The sequence below is a fragment of the uncultured Chitinibacter sp. genome (genome assembly GCF_945957625.1).
Taxonomy (GTDB): Bacteria; Pseudomonadota; Gammaproteobacteria; order Burkholderiales; family Chitinibacteraceae; genus Chitinibacter; species Chitinibacter tainanensis.
The window spans coordinates 251,951-271,650 of record NZ_CAMFLP010000001.1 but is presented as its reverse complement, the minus strand read 5'-3'; the positions used below and the strand labels follow the sequence as shown (position 1 = coordinate 271,650).

Annotated in this window: 20 protein-coding genes; 11 read left to right on the top strand and 9 right to left on the bottom strand. The window is 52.8% G+C overall.

Translation table 11 applies throughout. From position 1 onward, the window contains the following. Positions 1 to 52 precede the first annotated feature (52 nt). On the bottom strand, positions 53 to 1,237 hold the full coding sequence (locus QV747_RS01290; RefSeq protein WP_273428208.1) for a PAS domain-containing sensor histidine kinase: 1,185 nt from the start codon (positions 1,235 to 1,237) through the stop codon (positions 53 to 55). Positions 1,238 to 1,425: 188 nt separating this feature from the next. Here QV747_RS01290 and QV747_RS01285 point away from each other — a divergent pair, with 188 nt between their 5' ends. The 7 genes from QV747_RS01285 to QV747_RS01255 all read left to right on the top strand — a co-directional run bounded on the left by QV747_RS01285 (position 1,426) and on the right by QV747_RS01255 (position 8,242). Further along, a complete protein-coding gene (locus QV747_RS01285; RefSeq protein ID WP_047393974.1) occupies positions 1,426 to 2,385 on the top strand; it encodes a chemotaxis protein in 960 nt (319 codons plus the stop codon). Positions 2,386 to 2,406: 21 nt separating this feature from the next. Next, the gene (locus QV747_RS01280; RefSeq protein ID WP_028448837.1) at positions 2,407 to 3,348 is read left to right on the top strand and encodes a chemotaxis protein; all 942 of its coding nucleotides are present in this window, start codon (positions 2,407 to 2,409) and stop codon (positions 3,346 to 3,348) included. Positions 3,349 to 3,405: 57 nt separating this feature from the next. Beyond that, positions 3,406 to 3,795: a chemotaxis response regulator CheY gene (cheY, locus tag QV747_RS01275; RefSeq protein ID WP_028448836.1), complete on the top strand. Its 390-nt coding sequence runs from the start codon at positions 3,406 to 3,408 to the stop codon at positions 3,793 to 3,795. Positions 3,796 to 3,831: 36 nt separating this feature from the next. Next, a complete protein-coding gene (gene cheZ / locus QV747_RS01270; protein WP_273428214.1) occupies positions 3,832 to 4,602 on the top strand; it encodes a protein phosphatase CheZ in 771 nt (256 codons plus the stop codon). Positions 4,603 to 4,627: 25 nt separating this feature from the next. Then, positions 4,628 to 6,559: a chemotaxis protein CheA gene (locus QV747_RS01265; RefSeq protein WP_273428217.1), complete on the top strand. Its 1,932-nt coding sequence runs from the start codon at positions 4,628 to 4,630 to the stop codon at positions 6,557 to 6,559. Between the two features lie 75 nt (positions 6,560 to 6,634). Next, positions 6,635 to 7,855, top strand: coding sequence for an EAL and HDOD domain-containing protein (locus tag QV747_RS01260; protein WP_028448833.1), 1,221 nt, complete (start codon positions 6,635 to 6,637; stop codon positions 7,853 to 7,855). A 69-nt stretch (positions 7,856 to 7,924) separates the two neighbouring features. Further along, positions 7,925 to 8,242: a hypothetical protein gene (locus QV747_RS01255; RefSeq protein WP_028448832.1), complete on the top strand. Its 318-nt coding sequence runs from the start codon at positions 7,925 to 7,927 to the stop codon at positions 8,240 to 8,242. A gap of 33 nt (positions 8,243 to 8,275) precedes the next feature. Here QV747_RS01255 and QV747_RS01250 read toward each other — a convergent pair whose 3' ends face one another. Beyond that, complete coding sequence (locus QV747_RS01250; protein WP_028448831.1) at positions 8,276 to 8,629, bottom strand: hypothetical protein; 354 nt, start codon at positions 8,627 to 8,629, stop codon at positions 8,276 to 8,278. Positions 8,630 to 8,679: 50 nt separating this feature from the next. After that, positions 8,680 to 9,531, bottom strand: a complete 852-nt coding sequence (locus QV747_RS01245; RefSeq protein WP_273428221.1) for a neutral zinc metallopeptidase — start codon at positions 9,529 to 9,531, stop codon at positions 8,680 to 8,682. Between the two features lie 64 nt (positions 9,532 to 9,595). Here QV747_RS01245 and QV747_RS01240 point away from each other — a divergent pair, with 64 nt between their 5' ends. Genes QV747_RS01240 through QV747_RS01230 form a run of 3 tightly spaced genes read left to right on the top strand, consistent with a single transcriptional unit; the run spans position 9,596 to position 13,477 of the window. Further along, positions 9,596 to 11,908, top strand: a complete 2,313-nt coding sequence (locus tag QV747_RS01240; RefSeq protein ID WP_273428223.1) for a DNA internalization-related competence protein ComEC/Rec2 — start codon at positions 9,596 to 9,598, stop codon at positions 11,906 to 11,908. A gap of 12 nt (positions 11,909 to 11,920) precedes the next feature. Continuing rightward, positions 11,921 to 12,718 carry an MOSC domain-containing protein gene (locus QV747_RS01235; protein WP_273428225.1) on the top strand — a complete coding sequence of 266 codons (798 nt, stop codon included), beginning with the start codon at positions 11,921 to 11,923 and terminating at the stop codon, positions 12,716 to 12,718. Between the two features lie 3 nt (positions 12,719 to 12,721). Then, the gene (locus QV747_RS01230; protein WP_273428227.1) at positions 12,722 to 13,477 is read left to right on the top strand and encodes a YdcF family protein; all 756 of its coding nucleotides are present in this window, start codon (positions 12,722 to 12,724) and stop codon (positions 13,475 to 13,477) included. Between the two features lie 87 nt (positions 13,478 to 13,564). Here QV747_RS01230 and QV747_RS01225 read toward each other — a convergent pair whose 3' ends face one another. The 6 genes from QV747_RS01225 to QV747_RS01200 form a co-directional block, all read right to left on the bottom strand. After that, positions 13,565 to 13,963 (bottom strand): VOC family protein, encoded by a 399-nt coding sequence (locus QV747_RS01225; protein WP_273428230.1) that lies wholly within the window; start codon positions 13,961 to 13,963, stop codon positions 13,565 to 13,567. A gap of 9 nt (positions 13,964 to 13,972) precedes the next feature. After that, positions 13,973 to 14,815 (bottom strand): CheR family methyltransferase, encoded by an 843-nt coding sequence (locus QV747_RS01220; RefSeq protein ID WP_047393997.1) that lies wholly within the window; start codon positions 14,813 to 14,815, stop codon positions 13,973 to 13,975. 60 nt (positions 14,816 to 14,875) lie between these two features. Next, positions 14,876 to 16,399, bottom strand: a complete 1,524-nt coding sequence (gene ubiD, locus QV747_RS01215) for a 4-hydroxy-3-polyprenylbenzoate decarboxylase (RefSeq protein WP_273428233.1) — start codon at positions 16,397 to 16,399, stop codon at positions 14,876 to 14,878. A gap of 60 nt (positions 16,400 to 16,459) precedes the next feature. After that, positions 16,460 to 17,359: a D-hexose-6-phosphate mutarotase gene (locus QV747_RS01210; protein ID WP_273428235.1), complete on the bottom strand. Its 900-nt coding sequence runs from the start codon at positions 17,357 to 17,359 to the stop codon at positions 16,460 to 16,462. Positions 17,360 to 17,451: 92 nt separating this feature from the next. After that, positions 17,452 to 18,282 (bottom strand): dienelactone hydrolase family protein, encoded by an 831-nt coding sequence (locus tag QV747_RS01205; RefSeq protein ID WP_273428237.1) that lies wholly within the window; start codon positions 18,280 to 18,282, stop codon positions 17,452 to 17,454. After that, positions 18,282 to 18,662, bottom strand: a complete 381-nt coding sequence (locus tag QV747_RS01200; protein ID WP_273428240.1) for a DUF4870 domain-containing protein — start codon at positions 18,660 to 18,662, stop codon at positions 18,282 to 18,284. Before QV747_RS01200 ends, QV747_RS01205 begins: the two co-directional genes overlap by 1 nt. 215 nt (positions 18,663 to 18,877) lie before the next feature. On the opposite strand from QV747_RS01200, the gene QV747_RS01195 reads away from it, so the two are divergent. Next, entirely contained in the window at positions 18,878 to 19,678 is an 801-nt protein-coding gene (locus QV747_RS01195) for an enoyl-CoA hydratase-related protein (protein WP_273428242.1), read from the top strand. Positions 19,679 to 19,700 lie beyond the last annotated feature (22 nt).

The window sequence follows — 19,700 nt, the reverse complement described above, 5'->3', positions numbered from 1 at the left end:
ATTTCATTCATCAAATCAGGCTACAGAATTACTATTCCGCAGTCATGCCTAATCAGTCTTGTTCTAACACATTAGTGCTGTCAGGCAATCGAGGCAAGCAAATCTTGAAGTTACTCCCCATTTTCGGGGCTGAGGTAACAGTCACTTCCCCACCATATGCCTTAACCATATTTCTTACAATCGCCAAGCCCAAACCCGTACCACCTTTCTTAGTCGTGAAAAAGGGCTCAAACAAGCGTGGTAAAACGTCAGCCGCGATCCCTTCCCCATAATCAACCACTTCCAACTGCAAGCTAGCATCAGAGTCTATCAAGCGACAAAGCACCTCGCCATCCACTACAGACGCCTGGCAGGCATTTTCCAAAAGATTCATGATTGCACCGCTTAGCTCTTTATGATTCGCCGCAACCATTGCAAATAATTGCGGCACATCTGTAGTCAAACGGACGCCCTTGGGCTCATAAATCGACCGAACTTCCGACACCGCCTCATGAATCACATCAACCAAATTGACTGTACTAATTTGCTGCGGCGTGCCCCTAACAAATTGCAGCATGTTTTGCACCAACACCTCAAGACGACCCAGCCGTTCATTGGTTTTGGCTGCAAATTTTAGGCGATCTTCTTCTCGCAGTTCTGGGCGTTGCAAATGCCCGGTATAGAGTAATGCTGCAGCCAAGGGCGTTCTCAGCTGATGCGCAAGGCCTGCCGCCATTTGCCCCATGGCGGCTAAACGGCCCTGACGCTCAAGCTCCGCCCGCATCTGAATGGTTGTAGTGACATCATGCAACAGCACCAACTCCACGCCTTCCTCAGGCACCTGCACCTGCTCAATCCGCACATAGCCCGACTCGCCGACATCACCAAATTGCCAAACATCGGACTCAACTAATTTCAAGCGATCACTCAATACGTTTTGCCATTTACTCCCAAGCGCCACTGCACCCAACAGCTCGAAACCACGCTGATTGCAACTTACAATTTCACCAGCTGCGTTCACTTCCAACACACCCGCCGGAAGCTTCTCTAGCAGCAAACTGAGCCTTCGTGACAACACTGCCTTTTCTTCATATTGTTTTTTTAGATGCCCATTCGCAACAGCTAACTGCTCAGTCAATGAAGCAACATCACGCTGCAGCTCAGCATAAGCATTTGATAATTGACGAGAAGCCTCGGTAAAAAGCGTGAAAGCTTCTTCCAGCTCCTTGGGATTCATTGTCTGTAGGCTTTGCTCCACCAGAAACCTTCCTTGTTGCTTTGGGATTTTTGCATTATAAATGGCTTAATTGCGACGGCCATGCTTACTGAGTTGATCAAATTCAGCATCGTGCAAAAGGGGTTAATTTAATCAGTTACCCTTCATTTTTTTGCCCATGCGCCGATACCTGCTAGCTAAATTCAACGTGCGAATTATGGAGCCTTGTCGTGTCAGACCTTCTCAAAAATATTGATGCCAGAACCAAGCTTGCCGGCACAAACAAACTGGAGATTCTGCTGTTCACACTGGGCTTAGATCAGCGATCAGGCCGGCGTGAAACCTTCGGGATCAATGTGTTCAAAGTACGTGAGGTGATGCGTACGCCTGATATCACTCAGGCCCCTGATATGCCATCTTCGGTTGAGGGCATGGTGAGTCTACGCGGCGCACTTGTACCAGTGATTGACTTGGCCCGTTACGCCGGCATCCAAACTGAAAGCCGCCCAGATATTATGATTGTGTCTGAATACAACGGTCACACGCAGGGCTTTTTGGTTGAAGCTGTAGATACTATTCTGCGGCTTGACTGGTCCGTGATGCGTGTACCGCCTGACATGCTTACCGTGCAAATGGGCGGGCTGGTTACAGCAGTAACCGAATTGGAAAACGGCAAGCTCGTGATGATGTTGGATGTGGAAAAGGTACTGGCTGAAACCACTCAAAACAGTAACCGCGTCGATACCACCACCGTTATTCAGAACCAAAAAATCGTGAATAAAACCGTATTCTTCGCCGATGACTCACTGGTTGCTCGCAGCCAGATTGAGCAAACGCTAGATGCCATGAACATTCATCATGCCCATGCCATCAACGGTAAGAGGGCCTGGGAAGAGTTGCTCCGAATTGCCCAAGCGGCGGAAATTCAGGGTGTTGCAGTGAAGGATCTGATCCACCTCGTACTCACTGACGTTGAAATGCCTGAAATGGATGGTTATATGTTAACCAAACAGATTAAGAGCGACCCACGTTTTGCAGGAATTCCAGTGCTAATGCACTCGTCACTATCGGGCCTTTCGAATCAAAAACTGGGGCAGTCAGTGGGTGTCGATGGTTACGTGGCCAAATTTGAACCACATAAACTGTCCCAAAGCATCGCCAACTTCCTGTTGCGTGATGTCGATAATTAAGCCGAATAACTGGAGCAAGCTATGAGCAAATCAGAACAAACCAATCTGCTTGAAACAGTTGACGCACGCACCAAATTAGCAGGCTCCAATAAAATGGAGATCCTACTGTTTACTTTAGGTACGCGTGAAATATTCGGTATCAATGTATTCAAAGTACGTGAAGTATCGCAAACGCCCAAAATCACCAAAACACCCAATATGCCCCATGGAGTGGAAGGTGTACTTTCACTGCGCGGAAATATCATTCCAGTCATTGCGCTGTCGCGATTTGTTGCCACCCAAGAGAAACCAGTCGGCGATACCACTAGCACCATGATCGTGACTGAGTTCTCAAAACACACCCAGGCCTTTTTGGTTCATGATGTAGATCGGATTATTCGGGTCGACTGGGATAAGGTTCGAGCCCCTGAAAGTATGCTCGCTGGCAATCAGGCGATGATTACAGCCATCACTGAACTACCGGATGGCAAGCTGGTATCAATTTTGGACGTAGAGCAGATTCTCGCAACGGTAATCGGTGAACCGATTGTTCCCGATCTGCCTAAATCGCATATCAGCTCGGATACTTTCATGTTCTTTGTTGATGACTCACTAGTGGCGCGCAAAGAAATTGTCAGTGTCCTGGATAAGATTGGCGTTAAATACCATCAGGCCAATAATGGCAAAGAGGCATGGGATAAGCTGCAGAATTTAGCTAATCGTGCAGTTCATGATGGTGAGTATCTAAAAGACAAGCTGAAATTAATCCTTGTCGATGCGGAAATGCCTGAAATGGATGGCTATGTACTAACGAAACATATTAAATCAGATCACCGTTTCCAAGGCATTCCAGTGGTAATGCACTCATCACTTTCATCCAATGCCAATAGAGCAATGGGTGCCAGTGTAGGCGTTGATGCTTATGTGGCTAAATTTGATCCGATTATTCTGGCAGACACTTTGGTTCCATTGCTTGCCAGCTAAATAGAAATTCACCTCTCAGTTTTTTGAATGCGCCTACAACGCAGAATGGAGTAAGTTATGGCAGATCAGAACATGCGTTTTCTCGTGGTGGATGATTTTTCCACCATGCGTCGCATTGTGCGCAATCTCTTGAAAGAACTTGGTTTCACCAATGTGGATGAAGCTGAAGATGGTCAAGTTGCGTTACACAAACTGAAAAATGGCCAATTTGAATTTGTCGTAACTGATTGGAATATGCCCAATATGACTGGCATCGAATTGCTCAAAGCAATTCGTGCAGATGCTCAGCTCAAGCATCTGCCAGTTTTAATGGTTACCGCAGAGGCAAAGAAAGAGAACATCATTGAAGCTGCAACTGCTGGAGCGAGTGGTTATGTTGTCAAGCCATTCACTGCAGCCACGCTGGATGAGAAGCTCAAGAAAATCTTTGCCAATATGGGCAAATAACAATCCATCAGACAAAACAAATCGCAGGAGAACACTGTGAGTGATCCAGCAATCCAAGGCGGAGATTCCGCTGATCTTGAAGCGTTATTTGACAGCATTGTCTCAGCAAATCACACCGAGGCAGCGCCTGTAAACGCCCCAGTCACAACCGCAGTCACTGAAGAACAACAAACTGCATCAAGCAATGCAGAAATGGTTGAACCTGCGAAATCTATGTTTTCGCATATCGGTCACCTAACGCGCAAACTGCACGACACACTGCGTGAACTCGGCCTTGACAAATCGCTAGAAACAGCGGCGAGCTCAATTCCAGATGCACGTGACCGCTTGTCTTATGTCGCGACCATGACTGAACAAGCTGCAGAAAAAACACTCAACGCATTGGATGTGGCCAAACCGCTGCAAGATGCCATTCTTGAGCAGTCGCAACAATTGAGCCAAGAGTGGGATCGTTTTTTTGCTAAGCAACTCTCGGTTAATGAGTTTAAGGCTTTGGTTGAAAAAACTCACCAGCACCTCAAAGACACCACGCAAAAATCAGAGCAAGTCAGCAATCAGATGCTGGAAATTATGATGGCCCAAGACTTTCAGGATCTGACCGGCCAAGTGATTAAAAAAGTTCTGGTCATGGCCAAAGATATGGAGTCACAGCTGCTGGACTTCCTCTTAATGTTCAGCCCCAATGCGGGCAAGCCCGATGAATCGAGCAGCCTCCTTAACGGCCCAGTCGTGAAATCTGAAGGGCGTACCGATGTCGTTACCAACCAAGAACAGGTCGATGACCTGCTGGAAAGCCTCGGCTTCTAATTGAAGCATATAGAAGGAGAATATCATGAGTGATTTTGCCGGCATGGAAGACCTGCTACAGGATTTTCTGACTGAGTCGTCAGAGCTCCTGTCCGAAGTGGATAATAAGCTTGTTGAACTGGAAAAACGTCCGGATGATCGAGCACTTTTAAATGATATTTTCCGCGGCTTTCACACCATCAAAGGTGGCGCAGGCTTTTTGAATGTCGATGCGATGGTTAGTCTTTGCCATCGTACGGAAAACCTGTTCGACAAACTCCGTAACGGTGAATTAAAGCTAACACCAGAAATCATGGATGAAATCCTGATGGCCACTGGTGCAGTGCGTGACATGTTTGGCGCAATGGCACAGTCGCGTCTCCCAGCCCCGGTAGATCCATCCCTGCTAGAAAGATTGGATAACGTACTGGAGGGCAAAGAACTATATGCCACATCGGCAGCAGTAGCGCCCCCTGCGCCTTCAGTAGCAACGCCAGCTTCACCAGCCAGCAGCCCACAACCGAATGGTGAAGAGCATAATTGGCAGCAATTGTATGATGTACTGCTTGATCAAGCCCCTAGTGCTTCAGCCAGTTCTGAACCACAAGTGATCGAATCCACCGCGACCGTGATTGAGACTAAGCCAGCAGCACCTGTCGCCCAAGTTGCAGACCCAATGCTGAGTCTGAAACCTGCGGCAGCAGTTCCAGCTACGACGGCACAGCGCGCACAATCCAACGCGGCATCTCAGCAACTCTCGACACAAGAGACTACCATCCGGATTGATACAGTTCGCCTTGACCAGGTACTGAATCTATCCGGTGAGATTGGATTAACCAAAAATCGTCTGACCACACTACGCTCTGACATCATGTCAGGGAAAATGGATACCGGTACACTAAAAGCATTGGATGAGGCTATTGGCCAGCTCGATTTGCTGGTTGGCGATTTGCAAAACGCGGTAATGAAAACGCGCATGCAGCCAATCGGCCGGCTGTTCCAAAAATACCCTCGCCTTGCTCGTGATTTGGCACGGCAAATGGGCAAAGATGTAGAGCTCATTATCTCAGGTGAAGAAACCGAGCTTGATAAAACCATGCTGGAAGATCTGAATGATCCTCTGGTGCACTTGGTGCGAAATGCGGTTGATCACGGTATCGAGACGACAGAAGAGCGGATTGCTGCCGGCAAACCAGCCAAGGCTGTGGTTGAACTGTCTGCGACTCAGGTTGGTGATCATATTCGGATCGAAATTACCGATGATGGTCGTGGGATGCGGCCGGATGTTATTCGCCGCAAAGCCATTGAGAAAGGCCTTATCGATATTGAGACGGCAAATAGCCTTGATGACAAACAATCACTGCAGTTGATCTTCTTGCCCGGCTTTTCTACCAAAGATCAGATTTCAAGTGTATCTGGCCGCGGCGTGGGCATGGATGTGGTGAAAACCAACATCCAAAAACTGAACGGTCGGGTGGATATTCAATCCATCGTTGGTGATGGCTCACGTTTTACAATTTCCCTACCATTAACTTTGGCCATTTTGCCGGTGCTAGTGGTCAAAGTATGCGATCAGCCATTCGCGGTGCCTTTGGCCATGGTGCGCGAAATCATCACTATTCGCCAAGAACAGGTGCAGGAAGTGTCTGGGCGCGCCACCATTGTCGTGCGCGATGAGATCCTCTCTGTACGTTCACTAGCGAACCTGATTGGCTGGGAGGAAGTTCAGGTCCCCCAGTTTGGCGTACTGATGCAATCAGCGGAGCACTCATTTATCTTGGCGGTAGATAGCTTCATTGGTCGTGACGACGTGGTCATTAAACCACTACAACATATCCGTCCTAAAGGTATCGCTGGGGCCACTTTATCGGGCGATGGCTCGATTGTCTTGGTGCTAGATATGGAAGATCTACTTGCATCGACCCATGCCGACCACTCAGCAATCAAAACATCACGTTTTGCACAGGATTTAGTGTAAGCAAGGCTTGTTGATTGCAAGCAAAAACATTAGGATAGCCTAATAAACACAGGGGCATAGCCAGCAGGCTTTAACATGACGCAAGAACATGCATTTATTGGTCGCCAGCCGATCCTCAATCGTCAGCAGCAGATTATTGGCTACGAATTACTATTCCGTTTGAATCAGGATGCCCAAACGGCGGATTTTTCCAGTGATATGCAGGCGGGTACCAATGTATTGGTAAATACCATCTCCAATATGGGAACCGATTGGCTGGTAGGCGATAAGATTGCGTTTATTAATGTCGCGGAGTCGATGCTGGAAAGCAATTTCTTAGAGTTGCTGCAACCACAGCGCGTAGTCCTCGAAATTGTTGAAACCACGCAAACCTCGCCTGAACTATTAAACCGGATTGCGGAGCTGCGTAACCAGGGTTTTGGCATCGCCCTTGATGATTTTGTGCTGACCCCACAAACAGCACCAATGATTGAGTTTGCAAACTACATCAAACTCGACATTCAGCAACTGGGAATGGCACAAGTGCCTACCCTCTCGAAAGAGTTGCGCAAATATCCTCTACTGCAAGTCGCCGAAAAAGTAGAGACCAAAGAAGAATTTAAGCAGTGCCTTGATATCGGCATGGATTGCTTCCAGGGGTACTACTTCGCGCACCCTGTCACCCTGTCGGCTAAGGTAATCAATCCGGGTTACGCCAATATTCTGAATTTGCTGAATATGTTGCGTAACAACGCTGAGATTCGCGATATTGAAAACGCCCTAAAACGCGATGTAGCGCTATCGTTTAAGCTGCTGCGTTATATTAACTCGGCGGGCTTTGGCTTGTCGTGTGAAATTCAGTCCTTCCGCCATGCCGTGACCATATTGGGCTATCAGAAGCTCTACCGCTGGCTCACGCTTTTACTGGTGACCGCCGGCGCAGAAACTGGCTCACCGCCTGCGTTACTTAAAACTGCCGTCACTCGGGGGCGCTTGGTTGAGCTTCTCGGCTCGCACCTGCTTGATGGCCAGGACAAAGATAATCTCTTTATCGTGGGCATGTTCTCCTTGCTGGATGTCTTGCTAGACATGCCGATGGAAAACATTCTCGAAACCCTTATCTTGCCGGAAACAGTGAGCGATGCCTTGCTCACACGTACCGGCATTTACGGGCCATTCCTCGAACTGGCCGAGGCCTGTGAAGACCCATCCATGGCCGAAGTGCCGCGGCTATGCGAGCAGCTACAAATTACTCCAGACATGCTTAATCGTGCACATGTGCAAGCACTGCAATGGGTTGAAGAGCTCGGGGTTTAATTCTTTTTTGTCGATTAAAAAATAAAACCACGCTCCGCGTGGTTTTATTTTGCAGTGGAGAATGCACACATGTATGTCAGTCGCGATACAGAAGGGCGAATCATCTCGCTCCATCAGGAAGCCACTGCCGAAGCTCAAGAGGCGATCAGCCCCCGAGATCCCGAAGTAATGGCATTTATCGGCCAAGGCTCGGAGCTTGATCATTCCGACAGCTCCTTAATCCGGGTTATCGAAGACTTAGTCGATGTGTTAATTCAGAAAAATGTGCTGCGACTAACGGATCTGCCAAACGCGGCCCAAGCCAAGCTGCTTTCCCGCAAAAGCTTGCGCCAGCGGCTAAGCCACAGCCTTGATTTATTGAATGACAATGACAAAGGGCTGCTTTAAAGCAGCCCTTGCGTGATCCACTAGTAAAACGCCTTACTTTTGTTGCGTTTCACGCAAAGTAAAGCGGTAACGTTCTTTCACAAGCGGCTCATTAATATCCGCTTCGCTGATTTTCAGGCCCAGCTTTTGCGCTCGCTCGGCCATGCCGGCGTAACACTTGCTCTTCACCTCATCAGGCGCAGCGTGCTCGCCAAACAGAAGCTTGCCGCAATCAGCGAGAATCTCATTAAACTGCGCAGGGTTGGCATTGAGCAAGGCATTGGCATAACGCGGGTCATTAGCCTGCGCTTGGGCAGCAGGCTGAGCCGTGCCGCCTTGGTTTTCAGCCTGATCACCACAGGCCATCAACAAACACGATAAACCGGCAGCCAGTAAGTACTTCAGCATAAATCTCTCCTCCTATTCTTGTTGCTGAATGTACCGAAAAACCAGCCAAACTACAAAATTACTTGTGGATCGAAGGTATTACAGTGGTTTAGATCACCCGCTTGCATGCCGCGGCGAAACCAAGTCATCCGCTGCGCCGATGTACCGTGGGTGAATGCATCTGGTACCACCGCCCGCCCAGCGCTGTGTTGCAGGGTATCGTCGCCAATCGCATTGGCGGCTTGCAGTGCTTCATCTAGATCATTCGGATCCAGCAAACCACGCTGGGCGGCTGAATGGCCCCATACCCCAGCCAAGCAATCAGCCTGCAATTCTAGGCGCACCGACAGCTGATTGGCGGCCGTTTTACTCAACTGCTGCTGTCGGGCATGCACTTGCGCAGAGATACCAAGTAGGTTTTGTACATGGTGGCCCACCTCGTGGGCGATTACATAAGCTTGGGCGAAATCACCAGGCGCGGCATAGCGTTGGGATAGCTCTCGGAAAAAGGCCAGGTCGATATACACCTTTTGATCAGCCGGGCAATAAAAAGGCCCCATCGCGGCACTGGCAGAGCCACACGCCGATTGCACCGCACCGCTGAAGTACACCAGCTTTGGTTCATGATATTGGCCACCGCGGGCCGCAAAGATCTGCTGCCAAGTGGCCTCGGTATCCCCCAGAATATGCCGCACCATCTGCTTGGCAGTGGGGTCTTGCGAGGCCGCATTGGGCGCTGCGGCCGGGACGTGCACCTGCTGCTGTGCCACCATCCCCAAGATTTCGAGCGGGCTCTTGCCCAGTAGCAGCCCGATGACAACCACCACGGCAACCCCACCCAGACTCAGTCGCCCTAACCCTGCACCAGAGCGCCCAGTTTGGTCTTCCACATTACTGCTTTCCCGCATTTGATCCCAGCGCATCAGCCCGCTCCTCTCACCATCAGTTGCAACTTGTAAACCTTATGCCCAGCAGCTAGCTATAAGCATGCAGGCTATCCATCCACCATCCTCACGCTTGGCGCTACTAGCAAGCTATGCCGGGCTCATTTCGATTCCGCTCGGCATCAGTATGGCCCAATGGGCGGCACAGCTGCAGCCCGCCCGCTGGGCGCTAGCCGCTCTAGTGTGTGCCATCGCCACCCTGATTTTTCGCCGGCGTCAACTGGGGCGCCTCTTGGCCATCATTATGCTGTTTTGCCTCGCCAGTGCCTACACACAATGGCGCGCACAACAGCGCTTGGCTTTATATCTACCCACAGCGCTTTACAACCAAGTTGTCGAAGTCGAGCTGCAGATCAATAGCCTAGTGCAAACCAATGAATATGGCTGGCAAGTCAAAGCCAGCATGCTCGCCCCGCTCGCCAATCCGGCATGGCAGGCCCACACACTACAAATCAGTGGCTACCGCGGGCCACCACCACAAGCGAATCAATGCCTTCGGGCCAAGCTGAAATTGCGACCGGTACATGGCAGTCTGAATCCAGGTGGATTTGATCTGCTTGGGTGGTATTTACAACAAGACATCAATGCACTAGCCATTTGGCAAGAAGCCGAAGTCATCGCCTGCCCGCAACGCAGCTGGCTACTGGCAGGCCGCGCCCAATTGCAGCAACACATCCAGCATACGCTCGCCAATCACCCCCTACAGGGCATGGTGCAAGCGCTCACTATTGGAGAACAAAGCGCGATCAGCCGCGAACAATGGCTGCTGTTTCAACAAACAGGCATTGTGCATCTGGTTTCGATTTCGGGTCTGCACATCAGCATGCTCGCCATGCTGGCCGCCGCGCTCTGCCAAACGCTCTGGCGTCGGGTTCCGCGCGCCGTCAATCGCATACCTGCCCGTAAAGCCGCTTTAATAGCAGGGGTATTGGCCGCTGGGGCTTATTCTGCTCTGGCCGGATGGAGTATACCCACCCAGCGTACTTTTCTGATGTTGCTGTTTGTCGCCCTAGGACTACTCAGTCGCCGCCGCTGGCCGATTAGCATCATCTGGCTCTTGGCACTGAATGCCGTGGTGCTGCTCGATCCATTTGCGCCGCTGGCGATGGGTTTCTGGCTGTCGTTTCTCACGGTGGGCTTTTTGCTCTGGGCCGCCAGCCAAAGCCGCCCGGCGTGGTGGGTTGGCTTTTGGCATAGCCAATGGGCTGCCACCTTGGCTTCTTTACCGTTATTACTGTTCATCTTTGGCCAGTTTCCACTGCTTTCTCCGCTGGCCAATGCGCTTGCGATTCCGATCGTGAGTGGCTTGATTACGCCGCTGGCCTTGCTTGGTCTCCTTGACCCCAGTGGTTTTTGCCTCCGGGCGGCAGCCGAATTAGCTCAATACTTGCTGCAGGTATTGAGTTATGGTCAGCAACATTTACCAGCAGCGTGGTGGCGCAGCAGCCCCGCTACTCTGCAGATGCTACTGGCGGTGGCCGGGGTCTTACTGCTGCTATTGCCGCGTGGCTGGCCCGGTCGGCTGGTGGGCTGGGTCTTGCTACTTCCCGCCCTGCTGGCACGTCCTGCGTTGCCAGCGCCCGGTGAGCTGCGGCTGTGGGTACTCGATGTCGGCCAAGGGCTGTCTGTCTTGGTACAAACCCAGCAGCACACGCTGCTGTTTGATACCGGTAAAGCCGCTAATGCCCAGCGGGCGCTACTGCCTGCCCTACTCAGCACAGGGGGCCCGGCCCTCGATGCCCTCATCCTCTCGCACAACGACAACGACCACACCGGCGCGGCCGCAGCCTTGATTGCCCAATGGCCTGTTAAAGAAATTATCCACTCCTTGCCCATCGACCATCCAGCCTTACGCCAAGCCCCTTTTGCCCAACAAACGCGCTGCAGCGCTGGCCACCACTGGCAATGGGATGGAGTGGAATTTAGCCTTATTTGGCCCAGTGCCGACGCCGTGTTGCTCAATGACAACGCCCGCAGTTGCGTGCTTAGTATCCGCACCGTGCAATATCGTGTGCTGCTCACGGCCGACATCAGCCGCCAAGAAGAAGCCGCGCTACTGCGGCAAGGCCTTGCCGCACACGACATCCTGCTTGTGCCGCACCATGGCAGCAAATCAGCCTCCAGCGATGCTTTTTTGCAGGAGCAACGGCCCAGCATGGCCCTCAACTCCGCCGGTAGGTTTAATCCATTTGGCCACCCCAAAGCTGAGGTGATTGCGCGTTATGAGGCCGTTGGTGCCACGTTCTGGAATACGGCCGAGCATGGCGCCTTACTGCTGAGCGTGGGGAAAACCATACAAATTCAAACCGAGCGCGAGCGGCGGCAACGCTATTGGTACAATGAGCCACCCCAATAAGCGGTTGTCATTGTGTTATCTCTTGCTGCGCTCTATCGCTACCCTCTCAAATCCGCCCAAGCCGAAGTATTAACGCACTGCAGCATTGCGCCTATCGGGCTGCAATATGACCGCCACTGGATGCTCTGCACGCCGGATGGGCAATTTCTTAGCGCCCGTACTCACCCGGCCTTGTTGCAATTGCGCTGTGAAACAACGGCCACTGGCTTCGTGCTCCACGCCCCCGATCGGGCTAGCCAAGCCTTTCAGCTCAGTGATTTTTCAGCCGTAAAGCAAGTCACGGTGTGGGAGAGCCAATTTCCAGCCTGGCAAGCCAATGCTGCGCTTAATAAGTGGTGTAGCGATTATCTAGGTGAGCCCGTTTTACTGTGCTGGATTGGCCCTGAATCCGCACGACGTACCAAGCGCCGCCCCGAAGTGCCGGTGAGTTTCAGCGATGGCTATCCGCTACTGCTGATCGGCGAAGGCTCGTGGCATGAATTAAATGAACGCGCCGGGCAACAGTTCGACATTCTGCGCTTTCGGCCCAATCTACTGATCGCAGGGGCCGAGCCCTTCGCTGAAGATCGCTGGCAACAAATTCGGATTGGCGAAGTGCTCATCGATCTGGTGAAACCCTGCGAGCGCTGCGTAATCACCACTCGCGATCCGGTGAGCGGGCAAATGCTGCCCAAGGGTGAGCCACTGCGCACCTTGGCCAAGTTTCGCCGCGCGGGCAGCGAGGTGTTGTTCGGGCAAAATGCCGTTCCGCTCAATCATGGCGATTTGCGGCTTGGCCAAAGCGTAGAAATCATTTCCTACAAGGAATAAGCCGTGGATTTAGCCGTCTTCATCAAAGAAACCTTGCGCACCTTGCTGCTGCCACCGGGCAGTTTATTGCTAGTCATGGCGGTTTGCCTCGCCCTGCCTGCGCGCTGGGCCAGGCACGCCCGGCTTGGCTTGATCAGCGCCGTAGCTGGCCTGTATGCCTTGAGCACGCCCTTGGTTGCACACAATCTGTTTCGCCTGATTGAGCCGCCGGCTCTGATCAAAAACCTGGCCGGCATGGATCAGGCGCAAGCGATTGTCATTCTGGGTGGGGGCAAACGCTTTGCCGCCCCCGACGTGGTGGAAGGCGAAACCATCAATAATGTCACGCTCGCCCGAGTACGCTATGGCGCCCGGATTGCGAAAGTCAGTGGTTTACCGGTGCTGGTGTCGGGTGGCGCGCCGCTTGGTGGCGCCAGCGAGGCGCACTATATGCGCCAAGCGCTGCATGAATATGGCGTGGATGTACGCTGGGTGGAAGGCGGCTCGGTCGATACCGCGGAGAATGCTGCACTCAGTGCCCAATTACTCGGTCCGCAAATCCGGCAGATTATTCTGGTGACTTCCGCCGATCATATGCCACGCGCCGCGCGCAGCTTTCGGCAGCAGGGCTTTGAAGTGTTTACCGCCCCCACCGATTACCCGAATCGCGAACCCTTTAATCTGACGGCGCTGCTACCAAAAGCAAATGCACTTTTAATAAGTAGCACCTCATGCCGAGAGGTATTGGGGCAACTGTGGTACGCACTACGTGGGCAATAAGGGTATATCTACAAACGCATTGATTTAAATTGCACCCGACTAAATACCCCAACCAGGTATTTGTATAGCACCCCATCGCCGCATAGCTTAATCCAACGGAAAGTCAGGATTCCACGCCACTTCCCATAAATGCCCGTCCGGATCGGCGAAATAGCCGGCGTAGCCACCCCAGCTGGTAGCTTGTCCGGATTTGCACAGCTGCCCACCGCCAGCGGCGGCTTGCGCCAGTAATGCATCCACTTCGGCTGGGCTGCGCACATTGTGTGCTAGCGCTACACCACGAAACCCTTGCCCTGCCGCCGGCACGCCCGCATCGGCGGCCAAGAGCTCAGTTGGGTACAGCGCCAAACACACAGGGCCCAGCATAAAAAAAGCCACTTCAGGCAGTATGCGCTTGGGAGTCAAGCCCAAAGTATCGCGGTAAAAGGAAACCGCAATCGCCAAGTCGGCGACCCCCAGCGTGACAAAACTCAGCCTCGACTCCATCAGCCGAATTTAGAAGCGGCCTGCCGGCGCTGCTGGCTTTTTGGCGAGTTCGTACACCGTTTTGCCCTGCAATTTGAAGAACTCGGCAGCGTGGTACAGATTTTCCGAGTGCCCCACATACAGCAGACCTTCAGGTTTCAAGAGCGGGGCGAAGCGCTGCAGGATCTTAAACTGGGTGTCTTTGTCGAAATAGATCATCACATTCCGGCAGAAAATGGCATCCAGCGGGCCGCGAATCGACCAATTGGGCTCAATCAGATTCAAACGGCGGAAGGTGATCATTTCACGCAATTCCGGCTTGAGCTGAAAACGCCCATCGCTCAGCTGGGTAAAAAAGCGGCTAACGCGCGGCGCTCCCATTTTACGTACTTCTTCCGCGGCATAAATACCCTGCCGCCCGACTTCCAGTACATTGGTATCCAGATCAGTGGCGAAAATTTTGACCGGTGGGCGCAAGCTATCGAAGGCTTCACAGGCGGTGATCGCCAGCGAATAGGGCTCTTCGCCGGTGCTGGAAGCAGAACACCAGATATTGAAAGAACCGCCGGGCTTTTGGCTTTTTAGGTAGCGATTCAAAATTTCAAAATGATGCGCCTCACGGAAAAACGAGGTGAGATTGGTGGTCATGGAATTGGTAAACAGCTCCAATTCTTTCGGGTCACCCTTTTCCAGCACCTGCAGGTATTGCTGAAAGGTTTTCAGATTCAGGGCGCGCAACCGTTTGGCCAGCCGGCCATACACCATATCGTGCTTGGATTCGGAGAGCGCGATACCGGCATAGTTGTAAATTAATTTGCGCACCTTTTCGAAGTCGGCATGGGTAAATTCAAATTCTCGATGAAGTGGCAACATGGCAAGCCCTAGGTTCACGCAATGATTACAGAATAGACCAAACTCAAATGTCCAGCCCGCTTACAGCTTGAGATCACGCCAGATCGCATCAATCCGCGCCACGGCGGTCGGATCGCGCTCAATAACCCGGCCCCACTCGCGGCTGGTTTCACCCGGCAGCTTATTGGTGGCATCCAAGCCCATCTTGCCGCCTAAGCCAGAAATGGGGCTGGCGAAATCCAGATAATCAATCGGGGTATGCTCCACCAACGTAGTATCGCGCACCGGATCCATCCGCGTGGTGATCGCCCAAATCACTTCTTTCCAGTCACGGCAATCCACATCATCATCCACGATCACGATGTATTTGGTGTACATAAACTGGCGCAAGAATGACCACACACCAAACATCACGCGTTTGGCATGACCCGGATATTGTTTTTTGATCGACACAATCGCCATCCGGTAGCTGCAACCTTCGGGCGGCAGATAAAAATCGACGATTTCCGGAAATTGCTTTTGCAAGATCGGCACAAATACTTCGTTCAGCGCCACGCCCAAAATCGCCGGCTCATCCGGTGGTTTGCCGGTGTAGGTGCTGTGGTAGATCGGATCGGGGCGGCTGGTGATGCGCTCCACTTCAAACACCGGAAACCAATCCTGCTCGTTGTAGTAGCCGGTATGGTCGCCATACGGGCCTTCGAGCGCGTGCAGAAAGCCATTCACTTCTTTCAGTGGCACACCGTGTTCTGACACACCACTGTAGCCCAGCTCGCAGGGCTTCAGCACGCCTTCGAGCACAATCTCGGCCGTGGCTGGTACTTGCAGGTCTGAGCCAATACATTGCACCAACTCGGTCTTGCTACCGCGCAACAAGCCGGCAAACTGATATTCGCTCAGCGTATCGGGTACGGGCGTCACCGCACCCAAAATCGTGGCCGGATCACAGCCCAGCACCACGGCCACCGGATATGGTTTGCCCGGGTTTTGCTTGGCATGCTCGCGAAAATCCAGCGCGCCGCCGCGATGCGCCAGCCAGCGCATAATCACCTGATTTTTGGCTATCACCTGCTGCCGATAAATGCCCAAATTCTGGCGTTTTTTATTCGGCCCGCGAGTGACCACCAAGCCCCAGGTAATCAGCGGCGCCACATCGCCCGGCCAGCAATGCTGGATCGGAATCTGCCCCAGATCGACATCGGGGCCTTCAATTACAACTTCTTGGCAAATGCCTTTGCGCACTTCTTTCGGCGCCATATTCAGCACTTGCTTCAATAGCGGCAGCTTTTCCCACGCGTCTTTCAGGCCTTTGGGTGGCTCAGGCTCTTTAAGATAAGCCAGCGTTTGGCCAATTTCGCGCAGCGCACTGGTGTCTTGCGCGCCCATGCCGAGTGCAACGCGCCGTGGCGTGCCGAATAAATTGCCGAGCACCGGCATACGGTAGCCCGGTATATTCTCAAACAATAGCGCTGGCCCGCCTTGGCGCAAGATACGGTCACAAAGCTCGGTCATTTCTAATTTGGGCGAGACTGGCAGCTGCACCCGTTTCAATTCACCCTGCGCTTCCAACTGCTGGATGAAATCACGTAGATCACGATATTTCATGAAATTTCCTGCAAAAAAAACGCCCGGACCAGCGGGCGTTGAGCGGCAAATGCGGCGGGTTTAGCGCACTTCGGCCAGCGTCATGGTACTGGTAAAGCGCGCGCCGGCGGCAATCTCCAGCGCATTATCAAATACATCACCGCGTTCAACACAGACAAAGCCTTGCATATTGGCGCCCACATCGGCCATCTGCACCGCGTATTCACCTGGGTTCCACACCACGGCGCTGTGCGCGCTGCTGGTAATTTGGATCGAACGGTCGCCATCTACAATCGTTTGCACCGCTGGCACATCCAGATACACCCGATCAGTACTGCCGCTCAGTTGCAAGACACCTTCTTGCTTAAGGCGGCGCACTTCACCAAGCGTATCGATGTAGGTCAGATTTTCCAGCCCATGAATCGGCGACTGGGTATAGTCCGCGACATTAAAGTAGGTATGGAAGGCGTAGGTAAACGGTGCCGGGGTATTGCTGAGGTTATCGACCCGCAAAGTCAGTGTGAGTTCAGTGCCCACATCCACTTGCAGCTCGAATTTAAATTCATGCGGCCATTGCTGCAGGGTTTCAGCAGTATGCGCCAGAGTCAGCACCACTCGGGTTGCACCGCTGGCCAGCTGTTCGGCACTGGCGAGAGTCCAATCCATGGTGCGGGCAAAGCCATGCGATGGCAAACCGGCCGGATGGCCACCAAACCAAGGCATACACAGCGGAATACCCCCACGTACGGCTTTGTCGTCGGCGAATTTCGCCAGTGGAGACACCCACAGCAGCTCTTTACCGCCAGCCGGGATAAACGACAGGAGATGCGCACCTTGCAGTGCCAAGGTAGCACGCCCCAGTTCGTTTTCAATGGTGACCAGCGGCAAACCATCGCCGTGATGATCAAATAGATCGGCAGAAGGGATAACGGCAACACCGGTTACATTGGCCAGCACAGCGGTGAAATCAGATGCATTCATGGGGCTACTTCCTCGTTAAGCTGGGCTTATTTTAAAGCAATCTAGGCTAGGCTTACAGCGGTTGCGGATAATTTACTGCGTCGGATCAAGGCTTAATGTGGCACCGGCAAATTGCGCGGCGGCACGCCCTCGATACTGCGTTCCGGATCAAACCAGCGCGAGAGCCATTTAAAGGTACGCCGCCAGGCATCGCTGGCCGCCTCCGGATCGGCCAAAACATCCAGGGCTAAATGATTACGAGGCAGATTCAATGCTTCACGGCTTGCCTGCTCGGGGTTGAGATCAAAATCATGCCGCACGCCCGGATAGGTCACCACGTGAAAGAGGCTTTGCCCTGAAGCTTGCGCCAGCTCGCTGCAATGGGCGCTCGGGGTAAGATTATCGTGTTCGCCGGCCAATAGCAGTGTAGGCGCCGCGACCCGATACTCCCTCCCCAGTAATGGCTTGCAGGCGGGATAAAATAAGGCGGCCGAACGAATACCCGGCGATTTACGATTCAACAGCGCCAGTGTCGCCGTGGCGCCCTGATCCCACGCCACCACGGCAATGCGCTTGGCATCGATCTGGGGACGTTTTTTTAGCCAGCTAATCGCGGCCGCTAACTCGTTGGCGCGCGCATTCATCGCCGCTTTTTGGCGGGCCAACTGCTGGGGCTGACAGCTAAGTTCGGCTTTCGCCTGCGGGATTAGCACCGCAAAATCCAGTTCCTGCAGCTGGCTAGCAATGCGCTCATAGCGCAGACCCAAATCACCTTCTTTATTCAGCAGGCCACCACAGCCGTGCAAAATAATGACGGCCGGAGCACCATAGCGATTGGCAGCCTGAAATTCAGCTTTGAGTTTACCGTTACCATAAGGGATCGCTACGGACGCCGCTTGCGCAGCGCCACAGAGCAGGCCAAGGGCCAAACCAGCCAATTTCATCAGGAAATCAATCGCACAATAAAGGGAAAACGATGCTCAAGCCCTTTGCTGGCATTCATTGCTCCCAGCACGCAGCCCACCACGCCAAGCAGATAATAGGCACCCACCGCCAGCCACAAGATCCCCATGAGCAGCCAGCCCAGAATCGGAATAAACAACAGCACGCCATTCAGCACCGAAATCGCCGCTGAGCCCAGCAAAAAACAAATCGACCAATTCAGTGTTTCACGGGCAGCGCTCAGTACAAAGCGATCGTCTTTTTTAGCGATAGAGCCCACCAAGCCGGGTAGTAAGGGGCAAAAAATGGTGAGTATATAAATCAACACAGCCAGATTACGCGAATCGCTGCTTGGTGCATCATGCGGGATGTACTCTTGCATGCAGAAGTCTCGGGAAGGAATGGCAAAGGCTTGCACAAGGGGCTCAATTCTACGCGCCTGAGCTGTCATGCTCAATCAGCCAGCGCTTTAATTTCACTTCATTCGCGCCAATCATCCGCAGCGCACTGGCAAAAACCAAGGATATGCACTAAACCGGCTATGCAAGCCATAGTTGCAATGCAACAAATGCCACAGATTACCAAGCGGGGATGGTCATGAGTGACACAATCGACTGTGCGATGGACGAATTCGGCGTAATTCGCCTGCAACTCAAACGGCCAGAAGTCTGTCATGCCATTAATGAAATTATGGTTGCCGAGCTCAGCGCCACGCTGACAGCGCTAGGGCAAAATGAACGGGCCCGAGTGCTGATCTTGAGCGGTGGCCCGCAGCATTTTTGCGCCGGAACCGATGAACACTGGATTGCCCAAGGGTGTAGCGCCAGTGCCGATCATAATTTTGAAGATGCCCTGAATATTGCCCGCTTGCTGCGCATCCTTGATCGCCTGCCCTTTCCGACCATCGCGCTGGTCGATGGGCCAGCCATTGGCCTGGGTTGCGGTCTGATCGCCTGTTGCGACCTGATCGTGGCCACAGCCCGCAGTCGTTTTGCGGTACCAGATGCCCGCCTAGGCTTAATCCCTGCCGTCTACGGGCCCTATCTGATTAACAAAATCGGCAGTAGTGCAGCACGACGGTTTTTCCTCACCGGCGAGCAATTTAACGGCGAGGTAGCGCAGCGCATCGGATTAATCCATGAGGTACATCCTGATCATGCGACAGCACAGAAACAAGTCGAACAATGGTGTGCGCAGATTTTGCGCAATAGTCCGCATGCCCTCACGGCTTGCAAGCGCCTGATAACGTCGGTGGAGCATCGCCCGATTGATGACGCCATGATCTCAGATACGGCACACCGTATGGCCCATATCCGCAGCCATGAAGAAGCGGTCGAGGGAATTCGCGCTTATCTACAAGCCAGCACACCCGCTTGGGCAATAAAAAACCCGGCCTAGGCCGGGTTTTTTGTCAGCGGCC

Excerpts from the sequence above, each read along its gene's own strand:
- QV747_RS01280 (WP_028448837.1), top strand. The coding sequence starts at position 2,407 with ATGAGCAAATCAGAACAAACCAATCTGCTTGAAACAGTTGACGCACGC.
- cheY (WP_028448836.1), top strand. The coding sequence starts at position 3,406 with ATGGCAGATCAGAACATGCGTTTTCTCGTGGTGGATGATTTTTCCACC.
- QV747_RS01265 (WP_273428217.1), top strand. The coding sequence starts at position 4,628 with ATGAGTGATTTTGCCGGCATGGAAGACCTGCTACAGGATTTTCTGACT.
- QV747_RS01260 (WP_028448833.1), top strand. The coding sequence starts at position 6,635 with ATGACGCAAGAACATGCATTTATTGGTCGCCAGCCGATCCTCAATCGT.
- QV747_RS01255 (WP_028448832.1), top strand. The coding sequence starts at position 7,925 with ATGTATGTCAGTCGCGATACAGAAGGGCGAATCATCTCGCTCCATCAG.
- QV747_RS01250 (WP_028448831.1), bottom strand. The coding sequence starts at position 8,629 with ATGCTGAAGTACTTACTGGCTGCCGGTTTATCGTGTTTGTTGATGGCC.
- QV747_RS01245 (WP_273428221.1), bottom strand. The coding sequence starts at position 9,531 with ATGCGCTGGGATCAAATGCGGGAAAGCAGTAATGTGGAAGACCAAACT.
- QV747_RS01240 (WP_273428223.1), top strand. The coding sequence starts at position 9,596 with ATGCAGGCTATCCATCCACCATCCTCACGCTTGGCGCTACTAGCAAGC.
- QV747_RS01225 (WP_273428230.1), bottom strand. The coding sequence starts at position 13,963 with ATGGAGTCGAGGCTGAGTTTTGTCACGCTGGGGGTCGCCGACTTGGCG.
- QV747_RS01220 (WP_047393997.1), bottom strand. The coding sequence starts at position 14,815 with ATGTTGCCACTTCATCGAGAATTTGAATTTACCCATGCCGACTTCGAA.
- ubiD (WP_273428233.1), bottom strand. The coding sequence starts at position 16,399 with ATGAAATATCGTGATCTACGTGATTTCATCCAGCAGTTGGAAGCGCAG.
- QV747_RS01210 (WP_273428235.1), bottom strand. The coding sequence starts at position 17,359 with ATGAATGCATCTGATTTCACCGCTGTGCTGGCCAATGTAACCGGTGTT.
- QV747_RS01205 (WP_273428237.1), bottom strand. The coding sequence starts at position 18,282 with ATGAAATTGGCTGGTTTGGCCCTTGGCCTGCTCTGTGGCGCTGCGCAA.
- QV747_RS01200 (WP_273428240.1), bottom strand. The coding sequence starts at position 18,662 with ATGCAAGAGTACATCCCGCATGATGCACCAAGCAGCGATTCGCGTAAT.
- QV747_RS01195 (WP_273428242.1), top strand. The coding sequence starts at position 18,878 with ATGAGTGACACAATCGACTGTGCGATGGACGAATTCGGCGTAATTCGC.